At 65.6% G+C, this 16,845-nt stretch carries 13 protein-coding genes and 1 tRNA gene; 5 read left to right on the top strand and 9 right to left on the bottom strand.

Features of this window, described 5'->3' with window-relative positions; all coding sequences use genetic code 11:
• Positions 1–41 precede the first annotated feature (41 nt).
• Complete coding sequence (locus ACPVPU_RS05760) at positions 42–2,387, top strand: glycoside hydrolase family 95 protein (protein ID WP_448660012.1); 2,346 nt, start codon at positions 42–44, stop codon at positions 2,385–2,387.
• Between the two features lie 3 nt (positions 2,388–2,390).
• Here the strand turns inward: ACPVPU_RS05760 and ACPVPU_RS05755 are convergent.
• Positions 2,391–2,467: transfer RNA gene (locus tag ACPVPU_RS05755), tRNA-Pro, on the bottom strand.
• 170 nt (positions 2,468–2,637) lie between these two features.
• Between ACPVPU_RS05755 and yajC the strand changes: the two genes are divergently transcribed.
• The 4 genes from yajC (at position 2,638) to ACPVPU_RS05735 (ending at position 6,037) form a co-directional block, all read left to right on the top strand.
• Positions 2,638–2,979, top strand: coding sequence for a preprotein translocase subunit YajC (yajC, locus tag ACPVPU_RS05750; RefSeq protein WP_448660011.1), 342 nt, complete (start codon positions 2,638–2,640; stop codon positions 2,977–2,979).
• 4 nt (positions 2,980–2,983) lie between these two features.
• Positions 2,984–4,585 (top strand): protein translocase subunit SecD, encoded by a 1,602-nt coding sequence (gene secD, locus ACPVPU_RS05745; protein WP_448660010.1) that lies wholly within the window; start codon positions 2,984–2,986, stop codon positions 4,583–4,585.
• An 11-nt stretch (positions 4,586–4,596) separates the two neighbouring features.
• The gene (secF, locus tag ACPVPU_RS05740) at positions 4,597–5,568 is read left to right on the top strand and encodes a protein translocase subunit SecF (RefSeq protein ID WP_448660009.1); all 972 of its coding nucleotides are present in this window, start codon (positions 4,597–4,599) and stop codon (positions 5,566–5,568) included.
• A gap of 91 nt (positions 5,569–5,659) precedes the next feature.
• Positions 5,660–6,037: an MTH938/NDUFAF3 family protein gene (locus ACPVPU_RS05735; protein WP_448660008.1), complete on the top strand. Its 378-nt coding sequence runs from the start codon at positions 5,660–5,662 to the stop codon at positions 6,035–6,037.
• Positions 6,038–6,212: 175 nt separating this feature from the next.
• Here ACPVPU_RS05735 and ACPVPU_RS05730 read toward each other — a convergent pair whose 3' ends face one another.
• The 8 genes from ACPVPU_RS05730 to ACPVPU_RS05695 all read right to left on the bottom strand — a co-directional run bounded on the left by ACPVPU_RS05730 (position 6,213) and on the right by ACPVPU_RS05695 (position 16,788).
• Positions 6,213–7,682, bottom strand: coding sequence for a TolC family protein (locus tag ACPVPU_RS05730; protein ID WP_448660007.1), 1,470 nt, complete (start codon positions 7,680–7,682; stop codon positions 6,213–6,215).
• Positions 7,679–8,746, bottom strand: coding sequence for an efflux RND transporter periplasmic adaptor subunit (locus ACPVPU_RS05725; RefSeq protein WP_448660006.1), 1,068 nt, complete (start codon positions 8,744–8,746; stop codon positions 7,679–7,681). Before ACPVPU_RS05725 ends, ACPVPU_RS05730 begins: the two co-directional genes overlap by 4 nt.
• Positions 8,730–10,424 (bottom strand): ABC transporter transmembrane domain-containing protein, encoded by a 1,695-nt coding sequence (locus ACPVPU_RS05720; protein WP_448660005.1) that lies wholly within the window; start codon positions 10,422–10,424, stop codon positions 8,730–8,732. The genes ACPVPU_RS05725 and ACPVPU_RS05720 overlap by 17 nt, the downstream gene beginning before the upstream one ends.
• A 194-nt stretch (positions 10,425–10,618) precedes the next feature.
• Positions 10,619–11,500 carry a dienelactone hydrolase family protein gene (locus ACPVPU_RS05715; protein ID WP_448660004.1) on the bottom strand — a complete coding sequence of 294 codons (882 nt, stop codon included), beginning with the start codon at positions 11,498–11,500 and terminating at the stop codon, positions 10,619–10,621.
• 129 nt (positions 11,501–11,629) lie between these two features.
• Positions 11,630–12,169, bottom strand: a complete 540-nt coding sequence (locus ACPVPU_RS05710; protein WP_448660003.1) for a hypothetical protein — start codon at positions 12,167–12,169, stop codon at positions 11,630–11,632.
• 109 nt (positions 12,170–12,278) lie between these two features.
• Positions 12,279–13,142 (bottom strand): restriction endonuclease, encoded by an 864-nt coding sequence (locus ACPVPU_RS05705; protein WP_448660002.1) that lies wholly within the window; start codon positions 13,140–13,142, stop codon positions 12,279–12,281.
• Entirely contained in the window at positions 13,139–16,198 is a 3,060-nt protein-coding gene (locus ACPVPU_RS05700) for a type ISP restriction/modification enzyme (RefSeq protein WP_448660001.1), read from the bottom strand. Before ACPVPU_RS05700 ends, ACPVPU_RS05705 begins: the two co-directional genes overlap by 4 nt.
• Positions 16,199–16,284: 86 nt before the next feature.
• Complete coding sequence (locus tag ACPVPU_RS05695; protein ID WP_448660000.1) at positions 16,285–16,788, bottom strand: DUF1993 domain-containing protein; 504 nt, start codon at positions 16,786–16,788, stop codon at positions 16,285–16,287.
• Positions 16,789–16,845 lie beyond the last annotated feature (57 nt).

The raw sequence follows: 16,845 nt of genomic DNA, 5'->3' as shown, positions 1-16,845 counted from the left end.
CCCAGCTTTGATCAAATTTGTCTGACAATTGGAGAGGGCCGATGAAGGGCATGACGATCGACCGGCGCGACGCGCTGATGGCCGGGCTGGCCGCTGGACTGGCCCCGGCCCTGCCCGCCCGGGCGCAGTGGAGCAGCGCCGGCCCGCCCGATGCCCGCTGGAAACTCTGGTACCGTGCCCCTGCCCGCCGCTGGGTGGAGGCGTTGCCCGTCGGCAATGGTCGCCTGGGCGCCATGGTTTACGGGGATCCGGCCCAGGAGCGGCTGCAACTCAACGAAGACAGCCTGTGGGCGGGCGGCCCCTATGATCCGGTGAACCCACAGGCGCGCGCCGCCCTGCCCCGCGTCCGCGCGCTGATCGCCGAGGGTCGCTATGCCGAGGCACAGGCGCTCGCCAACGATACGCTGATGGCCCGCCCGCTCAGCCAGATGCCCTATCAGACGGCGGGCGAGCTGATCCTCGATCAACCGCTGGCAGGGGCCGTCAGCGACTATCGCCGCTGGCTCGACCTGGACGAGGCGGTGATGATCACCGAATGGACGGCGGGCGGCCGCGCCTTTCGCCGCACCGTCTTCGCCTCCGCCCCCGACGCCGTGCTCGTCACCCAGGTCGAGGCGCTGGACGGCGGCGCGATCGAGTTGACGGTCGCGCACAAGGACGATGGCGCGACCGTCACCGGCACCGCCCTCCGCCGCGTTGGGCGCAATCGTGCCGCACACGGCGTCGACGGCGCCTTGTCCTTCGCCATCGAAACCCGCGCCGTCGCCCCCGGCGGCTCGGTCGACGGCGCGGACGGCAGGCTTACCGTCCGGGGACGCGGTAGCGTAACCCTGCTCACCGCCATTCGCACCAGCCATCGCGGGTGGCAGGATGCGGGCGGCGATCCCCTCGCCCGCGTCTCCCGCGATCTCGACGCCGCCGCCCCCCTGGCGCCCGATGCCCTGCGCGCGCGCCACCGGGCGGACCATCAGCGGCTGTTCGGCGGCTTCGACATCGATCTCGGCCCCGATCCCTTCCCCGCGATGCCGACCGACGAGCGCATCCGCTATGCCCATGATGCGGGGACGGAGGACCGCTTCCTGCCCGCCCTTTACGCCCAATATGGCCGCTATCTGCTGATCGCCAGTTCCCGCCCCGGCGGCCAGCCCGCCAATCTTCAGGGGCTATGGAACGACAGCAACAATCCGCCCTGGGGCAGCAAATACACGATCAACATCAATACAGAGATGAATTACTGGCCCGCCGAACCGATGGGCCTGGCCGAATGCGTCGAACCGCTGATCGCCATGGTCGGGGAACTGGCGACAAGCGGCCGCCGGACGGCACAATCCATGTACGGCGCGCGTGGCTGGGTCGCGCATCACAACACCGATCTGTGGCGGGCCAGCGCCCCGATCGACGGCGCCTTCTGGGGCCTGTGGCCGATGGGCGGGGCCTGGCTCGTCAAGCATCTGTGGGACCGCTGGGATTATTCCCGCGATCCGGCCGTGCTTGCCCGCATCTATCCGCTGATGCGCGATTGCGGCCTGTTCTTTCTCGACACGATGGTCGAGGCGGCGGACGGCTCCGGCCTCGTCACCTCCCCCTCGGTCTCCCCCGAAAACGCGCATCATCCCGGCGTCAGCATCTGCGAGGGGCCGGCGATGGACCGGCAGATCCTGCGCGAGCTGTTCGCCAATATCAGCGCCGCCGCCGCGCTCCTCGGCAGGGACACAGGCCTCGCCCGCCAGTTCGAAGCCGCCCGCGCCCGCATTCCTGCCGACCGGGTGGGCAAGGCGGGCCAGCTTCAGGAATGGCTGGCCGACTGGGACATGGATGCGCCGGAGATCCAGCATCGCCACGTCTCGCACCTGTTCGCGCTGCATCCGGGACATGAAATCGGGCCGGAAACCCCCGCGATGCTTGCCGCCGCCCGCCGGTCGCTCAGCATTCGGGGCGATGATGCAACCGGCTGGGGCATTGGCTGGCGGATCAACCTCTGGGCACGGGCAGGCGATGCCGAGCGCGCGCAGCTTGTCCTGAAAAAGCTGCTCGGCCCGGAACGCAGCTATCCCAATCTGTTCGACGCGCATCCGCCGTTCCAGATCGACGGCAATCTGGGCGGGGCTGCGGGCATCGTCGAAATGCTGGTCCGCGACCGGCCACAGGGGGTCGAGCTGCTCCCCGCCCTCCCCCGCGCGTGGAACGACGGGCGCATTATCGGCGTGCGCCTGCGCGGCGGGCTGACGATGGACATGGGCTGGCAGGCTGGCCAAGTGGCGACGCTCTCGGTCAAGGCAACCGTGCCCGTCACGCGCACGCTCGCTTGGAACGGCGCAACGCGCGAACTCGCCTTCACCCCCGGCGATCCGTGGCGATGGTCCGACGATGCGGTGAAAGCGGGGTGAAGTTGGTCGGGACGACAGGATTCGAACCTGCGACCCCCACACCCCCAGTGTGATGCGCTACCAGGCTGCGCTACGTCCCGACCGAGCGGGTGCCCCTATGCTGAACGGGCGCGCGATGCAAGGGGGCTTGGCCCGTCCGCCGGCGCGCGGGCAACGACTCCGGTTGCGCGGTGGACAGGCGCGTGATAGCGGCCCCCGCTTGAAGCGGGCGGCTCTGGGCCGTGCCGCGCTGACAGGTTTTTGCCCGACAATGTTCATTTCAACCGCTTTTGCCCAGACCTCCGCCGGGACCGCTGCCGGTGGCGGCACGCTTGCCGGCATCATCTCGATGGCGCCGCTGCTGCTGATCTTCGTGGCCTTTTATTTCCTGATGATCCGCCCGCAACAGCGGCAGATGAAGAAGCTGCGCGATGCGGTCGCCGCCGTGAAGAAGGGCGATACCGTCATCACCGCGGGCGGCCTGGTCGGCAAGGTGCTGCGGGTCGAGGATGCGCATGTCGAGCTGGAGCTCGGCCCGAACGTCAAGGTCCGCGCGGTCAAGGCGACCCTGGCCGAGGTTCAGCCGCTGGGCGGCAAACCGGCGAACGATTGATCCCATGCTGGATTTCCCGCGCTGGAAGAAGTGGCTGACCTGGGCCACCGTCATCCTCATCTCGCTGCTGGCGGTACCCAGCCTGTTGCCGGACAATGTCAAGCGTCAGGTGCCCGCATGGGTACCGATGCCCACGGTCAACCTCGGCCTCGACCTTGCCGGGGGCAGCTATATCCTGCTTGAGGCAAAGACCGAGGAAGTGGCGGCGACGCGCCTCGAATCCATGCGCGATCAGGTGCAGACCAGCCTGGCCAAGGCACCGCGCATCGGGGTCGGCGACATCTCGGTCCGCGACGGCCGAGTCAGCTTCCTGTTGCGGGACGCAGCCCAGGTTGATGCCGCGCGCCAGCGGCTGCTGGACGACGGCCTGATCGGAGGCGGCGCGGGCCTGACCGGCCAGCGCGAATGGGACATGAACGTCGTCGACCAGCAGCGCTTCGTCATCACCCCGACCAGCGCCGGGCTGGACCAGGCGGTCGAACGCGCCATGGAGGACGCGACCGAGGTCGTCCGCCGCCGCATCGACGAACTGGGCACGCGCGAACCGACCATCATCCGCCAGGGCACGAACCGCATCGTCGTGCAGGTGCCGGGGCTTCAGGATCCACAGCAGCTGAAGGCGCTGCTCGGTCGCACCGCACGCCTCGAATTCAAGATGGTGGATGAGGACGCCGATCCGGCGCTGGTGGCTCAGGGCCGCGCACCGGTCGGCAGCGAGATCCTCCCCTACCCCGCCTTCCAGCAGAATATCGCGCTCAAGCGTCAGACGATCATCTCCGGCGATCAGCTGGCCGATGCGCGTCAGGAATTCAGTCCCGATACCGGCGCGCCGATCGTCACCATGCGCTTCAACACCGCTGGCGGCGCCGCCTTTGCCCGCGCCACGTCGCAGAATGTCGGCAAGCGCTTTGCCATCGTCGTCGACGACGTCGTCATTTCCGCGCCGAACATCAACACCGAAATCCTGGGCGGCAGCGCACTGATCGAGGGGGGTTTCACCACCGAAAGCGCCAACGAATTGGCCATCGCGCTGCGTTCGGGCAAGCTGCCCGTCGCGCTGACCCCGATCGAGGAATCGACGATCAGCCCGGAACTGGGCCAGGATTCGATCCGTTCGGGCGTGATCGCGGGCATCGTCGGCACCGTGGCGGTCATCGTGTTGATGCTACTCGCCTATCTGCGCTTCGGCATCTACGCCAATCTGGCGCTGGTCGTGAACGTCCTGATGATCATCGGGATCATGGCGGTGTTCAACGCCACGCTGACCCTGCCGGGCATCGCAGGCTTCGTGCTGACCATCGGTGCGGCGGTCGACGCCAACGTGCTGATCAACGAGCGTATCCGCGAGGAACAAAGGCGCGGCCGCACGGTGATCGCCTCGATCGAGTTCGGCTATAAGGAGGCGAGCCGCGCGATCTTCGACGCGAACGTCACCAACGTGATCGCCGCCATCATCATGTTCGTGTTCGGCGCCGGTCCCATTCGCGGCTTCGCCGTGGTGCTGACCATCGGCATCGTCACCTCCGTCTTCACCGCCGTCACCTTTACCCGGCTGATGGTTTCCGACTGGCTGTCGTCCAAGCGGCCCAAGCAGCTTGTGATCTGAAGGAACCGGCCATGCGTCCCCTGAAACTTGTCCCCGACACGGTCAATATCGACTGGCTGCGCTGGCGGAACGTCGCCGCCGTCATCAGCATCGCCATGGTCGTCGCCTCGATCGCCATGCTCACCGTGCGCGGCCTCAACTTCGGCATCGATTTCGTCGGCGGCCAGACGGTACGCGTCACCTTTGTCCAGGATGTCCAGATCGATCAGCTGCGCGAGCGGGTGGATTCGCTGGGCCTTGGTGAATCGACCATCCAGCAGTTCGGGTCGGACCGCGACATCGCCATCCGCCTGCCGGTGCCCGATGGCGGCGACGGCGCGGCCAGCGACAGCGCCAACCGCGTGCGCCAACTGATTTCGTCCAACTATCCAGGCGCGCAGATCGGCTCGGTCGAGGCGGTGTCGGGCAAGGTATCGGGCGAACTCTTTACCAAGGGCGCGCTGGCGCTCGGCCTGGCGATGATCGCCATCGCCATCTACATCTGGGTCCGCTTCGAATGGCAATTCGGGGTCGGCGCGCTGCTTGCGCTGGCGCAGGACATGATCGTCACCTTGGGGTTCTTCGCCGCGACCCAGCTTGAGTTCAACCTCAACACGATCGCCGCCCTGCTCACGATCATCGGCTATTCGCTGAACGACAAGATCGTCATCTTCGACCGCGTGCGCGAAAACCTGCGCAAATATCGCAAGATGGAGATCGTGCCGCTCCTCAATCTGTCGATCAACGAGACGCTGGCGCGCACCGTCATGACCTCGCTCACCCTGATCGTCGCGCTGTCTGCCCTGGTGTTCATCGGCCCGGACGTGATCTTCGGTTTCTCGGTCGCCATGTGGCTGGGCATCGTCATCGGCACCTGGTCGTCGATGTTCGTCGGCAACGGCATCCTCATCCAGTTCAAGGTCGGGCCGGACAGCTTCAACAAGACCGCCACCGCCGGCCCGGCGGGTGCCGAACGGGTAACCAGCGACGGCGCGCAGGTCTGAACCGCGCGTTCCTGAACCCGTTTGTCGCGAGTATATATCGGATCGTCATTGCGAGCGCAGCAATGTCAGTGATGGTTGAAGGAGCGACGCCATGGTCAACCTGACCCGCGACCAGCGCGGTACCGGACCGTTGATCTCCGGCATCGTCGGGCGCGGCTTTCGCGTCGATGGCGGGGTCTATGAAGGGCTGACGATCACCCCGGAACGCGCCGATGGCTGGTCCCCGCCACCGCTTGGCGATTTGGCCATGGACGCGCTCGCGCCGCTGCTCGCACTTGATCCGCTGCCAGAGTTCGTCATTCTCGGCACCGGCAGTGCGATGCGCCGCCCGCCCGCCCCCCTGATCGCCGCACTTGATGCGCGGGGCATCGGTATCGAGTTCATGGACAGCCGCGCCGCCGCCCGCGCCTGGGGCGTGCTCCGCGCCGAACTGCGCTGGGTCGCAGCCGCGCTCTACCCGCTGGATTGAGGGAGGAAACCCTCACCCTTCCGCGCCTGACGGCGCTCCCTCCCTCTCCCGCTTGCGGGAGAGGGATAGCAGCGATGGCCGCCCAAAGATTCCCTCTCCCGTTTACGGGAGAGGGAGAGAGGGGGCGCAGCCCCCGGAAGGGTGAGGGCTTTCTTTCTTCCCTACCCTCTCCCCCTCACAGCCCCAGCTGATCCCGGTCGACCGTCGCCGCCACCAGCTCTGCCCGCGCCGCCGATCGTGCATATTGCGCATCCAGCCGCCGCAACTGCGCATCGGCGGCTGTCTCCTCGCGCAGGTTGACCAGGATGAAATCGCTGGCGCCAAGCGTGAACCGACGCCGCTCCGCCTCGGCCAGCCGCGCCGCCAGCGCCGCTTCGTCCACCGCCAGCCCGACCAACCGCTCGGCAGCTTCGACCTGAATGGCCAACCCGTTCACTTCGACCAGGATCTGATCCTCGATCAACTGGCGGCGGCGGCGCAGCGCATCGGCCTCCGCCTGCGCTTCGGCGATCCGCCCGCGCGCGGCACGCCGTTCCAGCGGCAGTGAAAAGCGCACGCCGACGATGGTTTCGGCCGGGGTCTTGGTCGGGCCGCCGACGCCAACCGGCCCCAGGTCCTTCGACGCTTCGCCCCGCAGGTCCAGCCGGGGCATCAGGTCGTTTTCCGCCAGCCGCCGCCGGGCCTCGTTCTGGTCCAACCGCACCAGGATCGCGTCCAGGTCGGGTCGTTCCACCCGCCGGCCCAGATCGCGGCTCAGGGGCGGCAGCTCGAATTCGGGAAAGCCCGCCGGCAACCGGGCCGGGTCTGGCACGACAGGTTCGCCATTCGCATCGCGCAGGAAAAACGACAGGGCGTTGGCCGCCGCTGCCAGCTGCTGTTCGCTGCGCACGAGCAAAGACTGGCGGCGGACGATGTTCTGCCGGTTTTCGGTGCCCAGGATCGCGGGCCGCGCACCAAGCTGGATCTGCCGTTCGATCGACTGCTGACGTTCGCTCGCCAGCGCCAACAGGTCACGATAGACCGCGACCCGCTGGCCCGCCGCCACCCAGTCCTGATAGGCGGCGACCGCCCGGCGCTGAACGCCGATCGCCACCATCTCGCGGTCCAGCCGGGCCAGCTCGACGTCCCGGTCGGCCAGGGTCAGCCCGGTGCGCCGCGCATCGACCCACCGGTCCCGCATCAGGGCAAACACCGCGCCGACCTTCACCTCGCCCAGCTGGTTGGTGAACCGGTCGCCATAATAATCGGGAAAATCGCCGCGCGACACGCGGTAGCCGCCGTAAACATAGCCGCCATTGGTCGCCAGCGGCTTGGTCACCTGCCCCTCGGCCACGCTGCCATTGTAATAGCCCAGCAGGCGGGAACTGGCGTCCCCATCGAACACCAGATCGAATGCACCGCGCGCCGACAGCGCCTTGCCGTCGGCCACCCGCTCGCGGGCCAGCGCCTCCAGAATGGCCGGGGCATGCATCGCCGACGATTGCAGCACGGTGTTCAGCGACAATATGCCCTGTCGCGCCGGCTCTGTTTGGGGTTCGGTCGTCGGTTCGACCACCGGTGCGGCGGTCTGCGCCATCGCCGCCACCGGCCGCGCAGCGACTGGTGCTGCCGAAACCATCAGGGCGACCAGCACGCCCCTGATCATTTCTTCTTCTCCACCGGACCGGACGCCATGCCGCCCGCCTTGCTTTCGCCCTCGATGGCCGGGCGGCGGAACTCCAGCGGGAAATCGTTCAACTGGCGCCACAGCTCATAACCCAGCGACACCGTCTCCATCTGGATCCAGCCGCGCACCTTGGCGCCCAGCCGGACGAAATCGTCGTCGGGCCACGGGGTCTTGCCCGGCATCGGTTCCACCAGCACCCGGAACAGCCCGTTGATCTGGGCCGACGGGTCGACGGATCGGACGCGGCCATCGAACATGCCCTGCGCGATCGATGGCCAGCCGCTGAACTGGATCGCCGGCCACCCCTCGAACGCCAGCCGGACGGGCCGGCCCGGCCGGATCAGCGCGACGTCGCGGCCATCGACCATCAATTCGACGACCCGTACCGGTGCCACCGGGGCCAGCGTGGCCAGTGGATCGCCGGCACTGACCAACGTGCCGCCCGCAGCGGCATTGATCGACTGGATGCGCCCGTCGCGCGGCGCGCGCACCAGCTGCGCCGATTGGCGGTTCAAGGTCACGTCGACGCGGTTCAACTCGGCCCGGGACTGGGCCAGCTTGGCGCGATGTTCGGCCACCTTGATCTGCGTGGCTTCGTAATCCCGCCGCGCCGCCAGCCCCTCGGCAAACAGCTGGCGCGATCGCTCGACATCCAGCTGCGCGACGGCCATCGCCTGCTGCGCCGCGTCGATTTCGGCCAGCACCTGCCCGCGTTCGGCCGCCAGGCGCGACAACAGCGCCGGATCATTGTCGACGATGCGCGCGATGGGATCGCCCGCCTTTACCCGCTGGCCGTCCTGCACATACCATTTCTCGACCCGGCCGGGGACCAGCGCGGTCACTGCCTGTACCCGGTCCTCGGGATCCAGCGCGGCGATCTGGCCCGAACCGGGGCTGGTCTGGACCCACGGCACGGTGAACAGCGCAATCGTGACGATGGTGATGCCGATGACGATCAGCCATGCGAACACGCGGGCGACGCGCGGCGGCCGAATCTGCTCCAGCGTCCGGAAATGGACGATATGTTCAGGCCGAAAGGGCATTGCCGCCTCCCTGGCTCTTGGCGAGGTCGATCAGTTCGTCCTCGCCGTCGCAATGATGTTGCACGTCGCGTCCGATCCACAAATGGCCGTCGCGGGCCAGTCCTTCCGGGCGGCGGGTGAAATGCAGCACCGTCGTCTGGCTTTCGCGCAACCTGGCCAGCACCGCATCGACCCGCGCCGGCGGCAACAGGTCGATCAGCGGCGACAGCATCAGTACGCGGGGCCGGGCCAGCAGCGCCGCCGCCAGCTTCAGCGCCATCGTCTCGCCCACCGACAGCGGCCAGCCTGAACTGGACAGATGCGTGTCCAGCCCGCCCGGCAGGTCGCCGATCCGCTCGGTCAGGCCCACCAGGTCCAGCGCGTCCATGATGCCCGCGCTTTCCCCGCCCTGCGCCAGGGTCAGGTAATTGCGGATCGACATTTCCACGATGGTCGGGCGATCGAGCACGCGGATGTCGGCGCGCAGCCGGTACATGTCGAAATCGGCGATATCCATGCCGCCGACGGTCACGATGCCGCGCTGGGCGGTCTCATGCCGCCGCAACAGCAGCGCGATGCAGCGATCGACGCCCGGCGGCGTGGCGATGGCCAGCTGCGCCCCGGCCGGCACCTGGAAATCCAGCGTCACCCCGTCATGCACGACGCCGCGAAACCGGATCGCGCCGTCGGACGGCCCACGACCGGTATTCTGCTGGCTTTCCTGCGGGATGCCCCAGAACAGCGACAATTCCTCCAGGCTGGCGGCCAGGTCGTACAGTGATTCCAGATACCAGCCCAGTTGCGCGATGCCATAGAACACGCTGGACAGGATCAGCTCGGCCGCGACCAGCTGGCCGATCGACAGCTGGTTCTGGATGATCAGCCATCCGCCCAGTGCCAACAGCGTGGCGCTCGCCGCAGCCCAGGTGAACAACAGGCACACGGTCTGCGAAAAACTGTACCGGAAATGCCGCCGATGGGTGTCGACGAAGCGCGCGGTCACCGCCTCCGACTTGTCCATGGCAAAGGCCAGGTGGCGGCTGGATTTGTAGAAGCCGTTCGATCCGCCCACGCTTTCCAGCCAGTGCGCCGCCGCGTGCTTGGCATGGCTCTTCTCCACCGCCGTCCGGATAGCGCCCGACGCCCATAGCTGCCAGATGATCAGCAGCACCAGCGCCAGCACCGCATTGAACGCCAGGAAGAACGGGTGATAGAAACTGGTGACGACCAGCCCCACCACCCCCTGCAGCACGATGGTGAACCCGCCGATCAACAGGCTGGGCAGCGCCTTTTGCACCGTCATCATGTCGAAAAACCGGTTGAACAGGTCGCCGCGATGGGAATCGGCGAAAAACGGGTTCTGCGCATGCACGGCGCGCAGCGTGATCTCCGCCACGATCCGCGCGAACAGCCGCCGCTCGAACAGCGCCATCAGATGCACCCGGAGCGCCATCAGCACCCCGGCGATGATCAGCAACAGGAACAGCATGGCGGACAAGGTGAACAACGGCGCGGGCAACGCGGTGTTCGCCACCGAATTGATCAGCAGCTGCACTGAAATCGGGGTGGCCAGCGACAACAGCGAAATGGCGATGCCGTACACGATCGCCAGCCGGACGAACGCGGCATCGGGCGCCAGCACCTGATTGATCCATCCCAGAAATGCGCGAACTCCCGCGCGTTGACCCGCCTCTGCCATCGCTGTCCCCGATCTTAGGCCCGATTATTGTGCAGTTGCGTAATCGGGGTTGGACGCCATTGTTTCAACCATGGAGTCGCTATCCCGATGATAGATATTTTCTATCATCGGGACGGAGTTGCGATGGTGATACTGCGAAACGATCCGCTTGCCCATGCCTGGCACGGGCAGCGTCGGATCGCCCGATCGCGGGCTTACAGCGCCTTGAACAGCCCGCTCATTGCGGTCCAGGCGCGCTCCGCCTCGGCCTGATTATAGGCCGGGCTGTCGATGACGGTCCAGCCATGGTCGGCGGCATAGACGTCGACGCTGGCGGGCCGCCCCGCCGCGTCAGCCGCCGCCTTGAACACGGTCTTGTCCTGCGGCGCCTTGGCATCGTCATTCTGCGCCACCGCGATGTGATAGGTCGCCTGCGTCCGCGCGAGCAGCTTGTGCGGGCTCATTGGCTCTTCCCCGCGCACCAGCCCGCCGCCATGCAGCGAAACCGCCGCTTTCACCCGGCCCGGCACGGCGGCGGCGCTGAACACCGTGAACGGCCCGCCCATGCAGTATCCGTGCGTGCCGACGCCCCGGCCCGTGTCCACCGACGGCTGCTTGTCCAGCCACGCAACGGCCGCGGTCGCATCCCGCATCACCGCCTCCGGCGTCAGCTGCGCACGCCACGGCCCGACCTTCTGAAAGCCGCCGCTGCTGGAAAAGGCCGCGAAATCCTTGAACGGCTCGCCCGCCACCGACCGGTAATAGGGGTTCAGCACCAGCACCGCATGGCCCTGCGCCGCCAGCCGCCGCGCCATCACCCGAAACGCCTCGCGCTGCCCGGCAATGTCGGGCCAGGTCAGGATCGCTGCGTGCCTGCCGCTTGCCGGGCGGACGAAGAATGCGTCCATCGTCCCGTCCGGCGTCGCAAAGCTGACCATGCCCTCGCTCAGCCCGCCGGCCTCCGCCGCGCCCGCATCGCCCGCCATCGGAGCACAGGCGACCACCGCCGCCCCCGCGCCCAGCGCCGCGAACTGCCGCCGGTTCATCGTCCAGTCGAACGGGCGGGCACCGGCTGCGGTCTGCTTTTCGTCACACATGGTCAGTCTCCTGCGCAATAAAGCCCCTCCCCCTGCAGGAGAGGGGCCTTTCCAGCCCACCCGTCGTCCGCGCCACCATAGCCGTCCGCCCCGCGGCCGCAATACCGCCGCAGGGGCCGGTGGCGCCGCTCACCCCATTGCCTGCAACCGGGCATAGAGCGCCATCCAGCGCGGCGTGATCGCGTCCAGCCGCGCCTGGTCCTCGGCCGAAATCGCATGATCGACACCCGGCTCGCCATAGGCGTTCAGGATGGCCGACCGCTCGACGCTCAGCGCGACATATTCCGCTGCCACCGCATTGCCCGCCTCCGCCTGCAACGGGTTCGCCCGGTAATGGGGCGGGTCGAACACGGCGGATGGATCGGCCAGGAACAGGATGCGCGGCTGCCCGTACAGCATCGGCGTCACATCGATCAGCGTGCCGTCCGGCCGTCGCCACACCGCATGATGCTCCGCCTCGAAAAACCGGCCCGGCCAGTGCCAGATGATCCAGCCATATTCGACCGATCCCCCGCCCCGCGCCGCCGCCTCGCGCGCATTGGAAAAACAATATGCGACCCGAGCGCCCTCGCCCGGCACCACATCGACGAACACCGGATCGCCCGGCGCGATCGAGGCACAGAACGCCCGCACCGCCGCATCCACCGCCACTGGCGTGTCCGTGCCCATAAGTCGTTGATATCCCGAAAGGTCACCGCCCGAATCACAGGGCGGAATGATCGCACTGCGCTACCGGTCTTTCGGGTCCGGGGATAGGGGGGGTACAGCAGCCGCCTGTTCAGATTTCGTCGAAGAACTCTGGCACCACCGTCACCTCCTCACGCACCACCTGACGCACCTGCACCCCCAACCCGCGCTCCTTTAGGAGCTGGCAAAGCGCCTCCCCGTCGATCAGGTCGATGGCCGGCGCCCCGTCCCGCGTCGCTTCCTTGCGCGCATCGGCGGTAAAGGTGCCGGTAGTGATGATCAGCCCCTTGTCCGCCCGCCCCTGCATCGCCCCGCGAAAATCGCGCACCGTGCCCGCAGGCACCGATCCCGCGTATCGCTTGCACTGGAACAGCACTTGGAAACTGATCAGGTTCATGCGCAGCACGCCTGATCCGTCGATGCCGCCATCGCCGGACTTGCCCGTCACCTCCACCTTCACGAACCCGCTTTCCCGCAGGAGGCGTTGCGCGAGGCGTTCGAAAGCACCAGGGTCCATGGTGCGCAGCTTGGCGAGCAAGGCGTCGGTCCATTCGGCCTCTTCCTCTGTCGCGCTATCGTCGTCACCATCATCGGCGGCGGCTTCGGCCCGACGCAGTGCATTGTAGGCGGCAACGAGCTTCTTCACTTCCGCCTTCAGCGCCGCCTCGCTGCCGGTCAACGCATGGCGACCGGCGTCATTAAGCACCCACAATCCCTTGCCTCCGCTGGACACCATGCCCGCGATCTTCAGGTAGCTGCGCGCCCAGGCCATGCGATGCGGCATGATGACGCTGCCGCTCTTTTCGTGCGCCGCATCCATCTGTGCTTCGGTCAGGCCAAGCGCCTCGACGAGCCAGCTCCGGATTTCTTCCACCGTTGCCGATCCGCCCAGCGCATCCAGCGCGCGAAGCGTGGGAAACATCAGCGCGTCATATTTGGGCAGGGTCAATGTCATGCCGCGTCCTCCCATCTGCTGCGATCCAGCCCGCGCATCGCCTCGGTAATCGCGACCGTGTCCATGCTCACCCGCACCACCTTTGCCAAAAGGGCGATCATGCTCTCCTTGTAATCGGCAAAGCGATAGGTGTTGAACTTCTCCCGGATCGTCGGGTCGCGCGGGGTCTTTTCCTTGTGCTGGTCGAGCACCCAGTCGATCGCGCTGCGGTTGCCAAGCCGGTAACGCCACGCCTCGGCTGGAATACCGGTGATCTGCGTATCCTCGTCCACCCGCACCACGCCCTGATCCGCAAAGGATTTCAGCGCGGGCTTGGGGTGCGTCCCCTCGGCGCGTTTCGGGTTGGGCGTGTCGATCCGCTCGACCGGCCAGGGGGTCACGTCCTCATAGCCGATGTGCATCGCCATCAGCGCCTCGCCCCACGCCGCCCACTGCGCGAAATCGGGGTAGAAGGGGATGCGCGGGAACTCGCGCTTCAGGTTCAGCGCATATTTCTCGCGATAAACCGGATCGTGCAGCACGGCATAGACATAGACAAAGATCGCATCCTTGGTGACGCCCTTCTTGCCATAGTGCGCGACGAACTTGCCCAGCGCCCAGTCGGTGATGTTGTCCACCCGCTCGCCGGACTTGGTGTAGCGGTATCGAGGGAGGCATTGATTTGCGTCCAACGATAAGACGGTGAGTGACACCGGGACGTCGGAGGAGAACGCCGAAAAATCCAACCTTCCCCCTGTCGTGTAACCTATCGCTGGGTTACTCTCCCCTAGAGGGAACATTTCATCGACGAGACCAGGGCGATCGATCAGCAACCGCGACTGATAAACCCATTCTTTTTGAAACGGCCTGTACAGCGATTGACGAATTCTTGAGGAATCGAACGGTTCGTTTCGACCGCTTCGCTTAAGACGCTTAAGATTTTCGGACCACTTGATGTTTTCCGGAAATGAGGTGCTCTTAGCAGACGTTCTATCGTACGCCTCGATGAAATAGCCGATCTTCTCCGAGAGTGCGGTAACGGATCGATCGTAGACCCATTCGTCACGATTTGTAGAGGTACCGAGCGAGAATAACTTAAAGATCGCACGATCTCGGCTGGTGCCGGCCGCGCCCTTTGTCACGCTGTTGGCAACTGGTAGAAACTCGTCGAAGACGGCTTCACCCAGGTTTAGCCAATCGGCTCGTTTACTTGGTTTTAGTAACTCGGGCGCGGCATTCGAAAGATCGGTGGACGAAACGAAAGACAGCTTATCCTCGGCTTCCTCTAGCTCCGGTCGCCGGCCGTAATGAATTGAGCTTTGCGACTTGGCCTTTTTCCTCACCAGAAACGCGATCGCGACTCCGGTCTGAATTCCAAATACGTTGTGCGTGGTGCCAGAGAGTTTGGGATTGGCACGAACATCACCCCCTAAATCAACGATCCAGATTTCTTGGAAGTCATCAGCAACCAGCTTCCGAAATCCATCAAAGGTTCGACTATTCAGGAAGCTTCGGTTGGTGACGAATGCGACAATCCCTTCGTCGCCCAACCGATCACTCGCCCAGCGATAGAACCGGGCATACATATCATAGAGCTTGGTCTTCTGCGCCGTACTCGCCTTGATATACGTATTTTTGATCCGCGCATCGATATGCGCATACGCGCGGTTCTTGTTGTTGTCGTTCTCGTTCTGCTGATTGGCATTGTACGGCGGATTACCGATCACGACGCTGATCTTGCGCCTATTCTGACGCTTCACGCGCTCCATATTCTCGTCGGCGAGGCCGCCGAGCAGGTCGAACTGGTGGCCCGAATGGATGCCCAGCGCATCGACGTTATCGAGCGTATCGACGAAACACAGATTCTCAAACTCGGCGAACTGGCCGGTGATCGCCTGATAGGTCGCCTCGATATTCAGATTGGCGACGTAATAGGGCAGGATCGCGACTTCGTTGGCGTGCAGCTCTTCCTTGTACTTATGCCGCAGCTTTTCGTGAGACCCACGAAAATGCTCCAGCAGCTCGACGATGAACGTGCCGGTGCCGGTAGCGGGATCGAGGATCTCGACGCCCCGGTCGATCAAGTTCTTGCCGAAATGCTTTTCGCACAGCCAGTCGGCGCTGCGGATCATGAACCGCACGATCTCACCCGGGGTATAGACCACGCCGAGCCGGTCGGCGGCCTTGCGATTATACGCCTTGTAGAAATCCTCGTAGAGTGCCTTCAGGAACCCCTGTTTCTCCGAATGGCTCTGGATCAGCGCGGCCGTGCTGGCGATCCCGGCATAATAGGGCGCGAGCGCGCGGAGCAATTGCTGCTTTTCCCCCCGCCCGAACAGCACATCCTCCAGCCGTTTGAGTTCGGCGGCGATATTATTGTGCTGGTGGAAATCGGGGTTGTCGAACACCTTGGCGAAAATGTCTTCGGTCAGGACGTGCTGGATCAGCATTTCCTGAACATCGTCCTCGCTGACCGCCGGGTTGATCGCGTCGCGCGCGTGCTTCAGGAACGCGCCCTCGGCACGGGCGAAGGCGCTCGATGCAGCCCGCTTCTCCGCGATGCGTTCGCGGAGCGCAGTGAGGATCGCGGGCAGGTCGGTGGCGAACTGCTTCACCGCCTTGTTGAAATCGGCAATTTCCTGCCGCTCATGCGCGAAGAATCGCGTCAGCAGCCTGAGCAGGCTGTCGTCATCGTCCTGCATGGCGGCGCGCATGACTTCGACGCCGTCCTGCCACAGCACGGCGGTCGCATCGTCGGTAAAGATGATGTTGTCGCGCGGGTAGCCCTTGCGGAACTTGGCCTCGATCTCCTTGGCCAGGTCGTCATTCTCGTCCTTGGCTTCCCAATAGCCGAACGGGACCCGCAATCCGTGGAGCAGCGCCCCGTCCAGGTAAATGCGGTTCATCGCCTTGGTCACGATGTCGTGTTCGGCGATGAATTGCAGGTCGTGCGACTTGCCCCATCGCTTGAGCAAATCCTTGAACGCCTCACGCAGCACGCTTTCGCGGCGGCTGCCCGACACCGCCCGCAATCGGTCAAGCTCGGCGCGATACTCGTTGATCAGATGCTGGCTCACGAACTACCCCCCGGAACCGACGCTAGCGGGGCAACCCCTTCACCGCAAAGCGCTTTCGATCCATTTCCGCGCGGGCCGACTGATGGCTACCGCGCCCCCAGAAAGTCCATCTTGCCCACCGGCACGCCCTTCATGCGCATGATCGCGTAGGCGGTCGTCACGTGGAAATAGAAATTGGGGATGGCGAAACCCAACACGTAATCGGTGCCGCGAAACGGAATGTCGCCGCGCGGCGTCTTCAGAATGATTTCCGCGTCCTCCTTCCCGTCGAACCCTTCGCGCGGGACGGCGTTCAGCACCGCGATCGTCCGGTCGATCCGCTCGGCCAGTTCGGCAAAGCTCGCCTCCTCGTCGGGCATCGCCACCGGCTCCGCCCCGCCCACGCGCACCGCCAGGAACTTGGCGCTGTCGCTCGCCCGCTGCACCTGTCCGGTCAGGGGCGCCATGTCCTCGTACAGCCGCGCCTCGATCAGCTCGGCCTCGTCCCATCCCTGCGCCTCGGCATAGGCGCGCCCCTTTTCCAGAAACGCCTTCATCGCTGTCAGCGCGCGGATCATCGGCGGCACCGAAACGTCGTAGAGTGTGTGCATGGTGATTCCCCCTCGGTCAGCGCCGCAGATGGGGCCGCCCGATCGATGCAACAAGGG

Source organism: Sphingomonas paludis (assembly GCF_053502515.1).
The sequence above is the reverse complement of the archived record's forward strand: the minus strand, read 5'-3'. Positions and strand labels throughout refer to the sequence as shown.

Excerpts from the sequence above, each read along its gene's own strand:
- ACPVPU_RS05720 (WP_448660005.1), bottom strand. The coding sequence starts at position 10,424 with ATGGCAGAGGCGGGTCAACGCGCGGGAGTTCGCGCATTTCTGGGATGG.
- yajC (WP_448660011.1), top strand. The coding sequence starts at position 2,638 with ATGTTCATTTCAACCGCTTTTGCCCAGACCTCCGCCGGGACCGCTGCC.
- ACPVPU_RS05735 (WP_448660008.1), top strand. The coding sequence starts at position 5,660 with ATGGTCAACCTGACCCGCGACCAGCGCGGTACCGGACCGTTGATCTCC.
- ACPVPU_RS05730 (WP_448660007.1), bottom strand. The coding sequence starts at position 7,682 with ATGATCAGGGGCGTGCTGGTCGCCCTGATGGTTTCGGCAGCACCAGTC.
- ACPVPU_RS05695 (WP_448660000.1), bottom strand. The coding sequence starts at position 16,788 with ATGCACACACTCTACGACGTTTCGGTGCCGCCGATGATCCGCGCGCTG.
- secD (WP_448660010.1), top strand. The coding sequence starts at position 2,984 with ATGCTGGATTTCCCGCGCTGGAAGAAGTGGCTGACCTGGGCCACCGTC.
- ACPVPU_RS05710 (WP_448660003.1), bottom strand. The coding sequence starts at position 12,169 with ATGGGCACGGACACGCCAGTGGCGGTGGATGCGGCGGTGCGGGCGTTC.
- ACPVPU_RS05760 (WP_448660012.1), top strand. The coding sequence starts at position 42 with ATGAAGGGCATGACGATCGACCGGCGCGACGCGCTGATGGCCGGGCTG.
- secF (WP_448660009.1), top strand. The coding sequence starts at position 4,597 with ATGCGTCCCCTGAAACTTGTCCCCGACACGGTCAATATCGACTGGCTG.
- ACPVPU_RS05725 (WP_448660006.1), bottom strand. The coding sequence starts at position 8,746 with ATGCCCTTTCGGCCTGAACATATCGTCCATTTCCGGACGCTGGAGCAG.
- ACPVPU_RS05705 (WP_448660002.1), bottom strand. The coding sequence starts at position 13,142 with ATGACATTGACCCTGCCCAAATATGACGCGCTGATGTTTCCCACGCTT.
- ACPVPU_RS05715 (WP_448660004.1), bottom strand. The coding sequence starts at position 11,500 with ATGTGTGACGAAAAGCAGACCGCAGCCGGTGCCCGCCCGTTCGACTGG.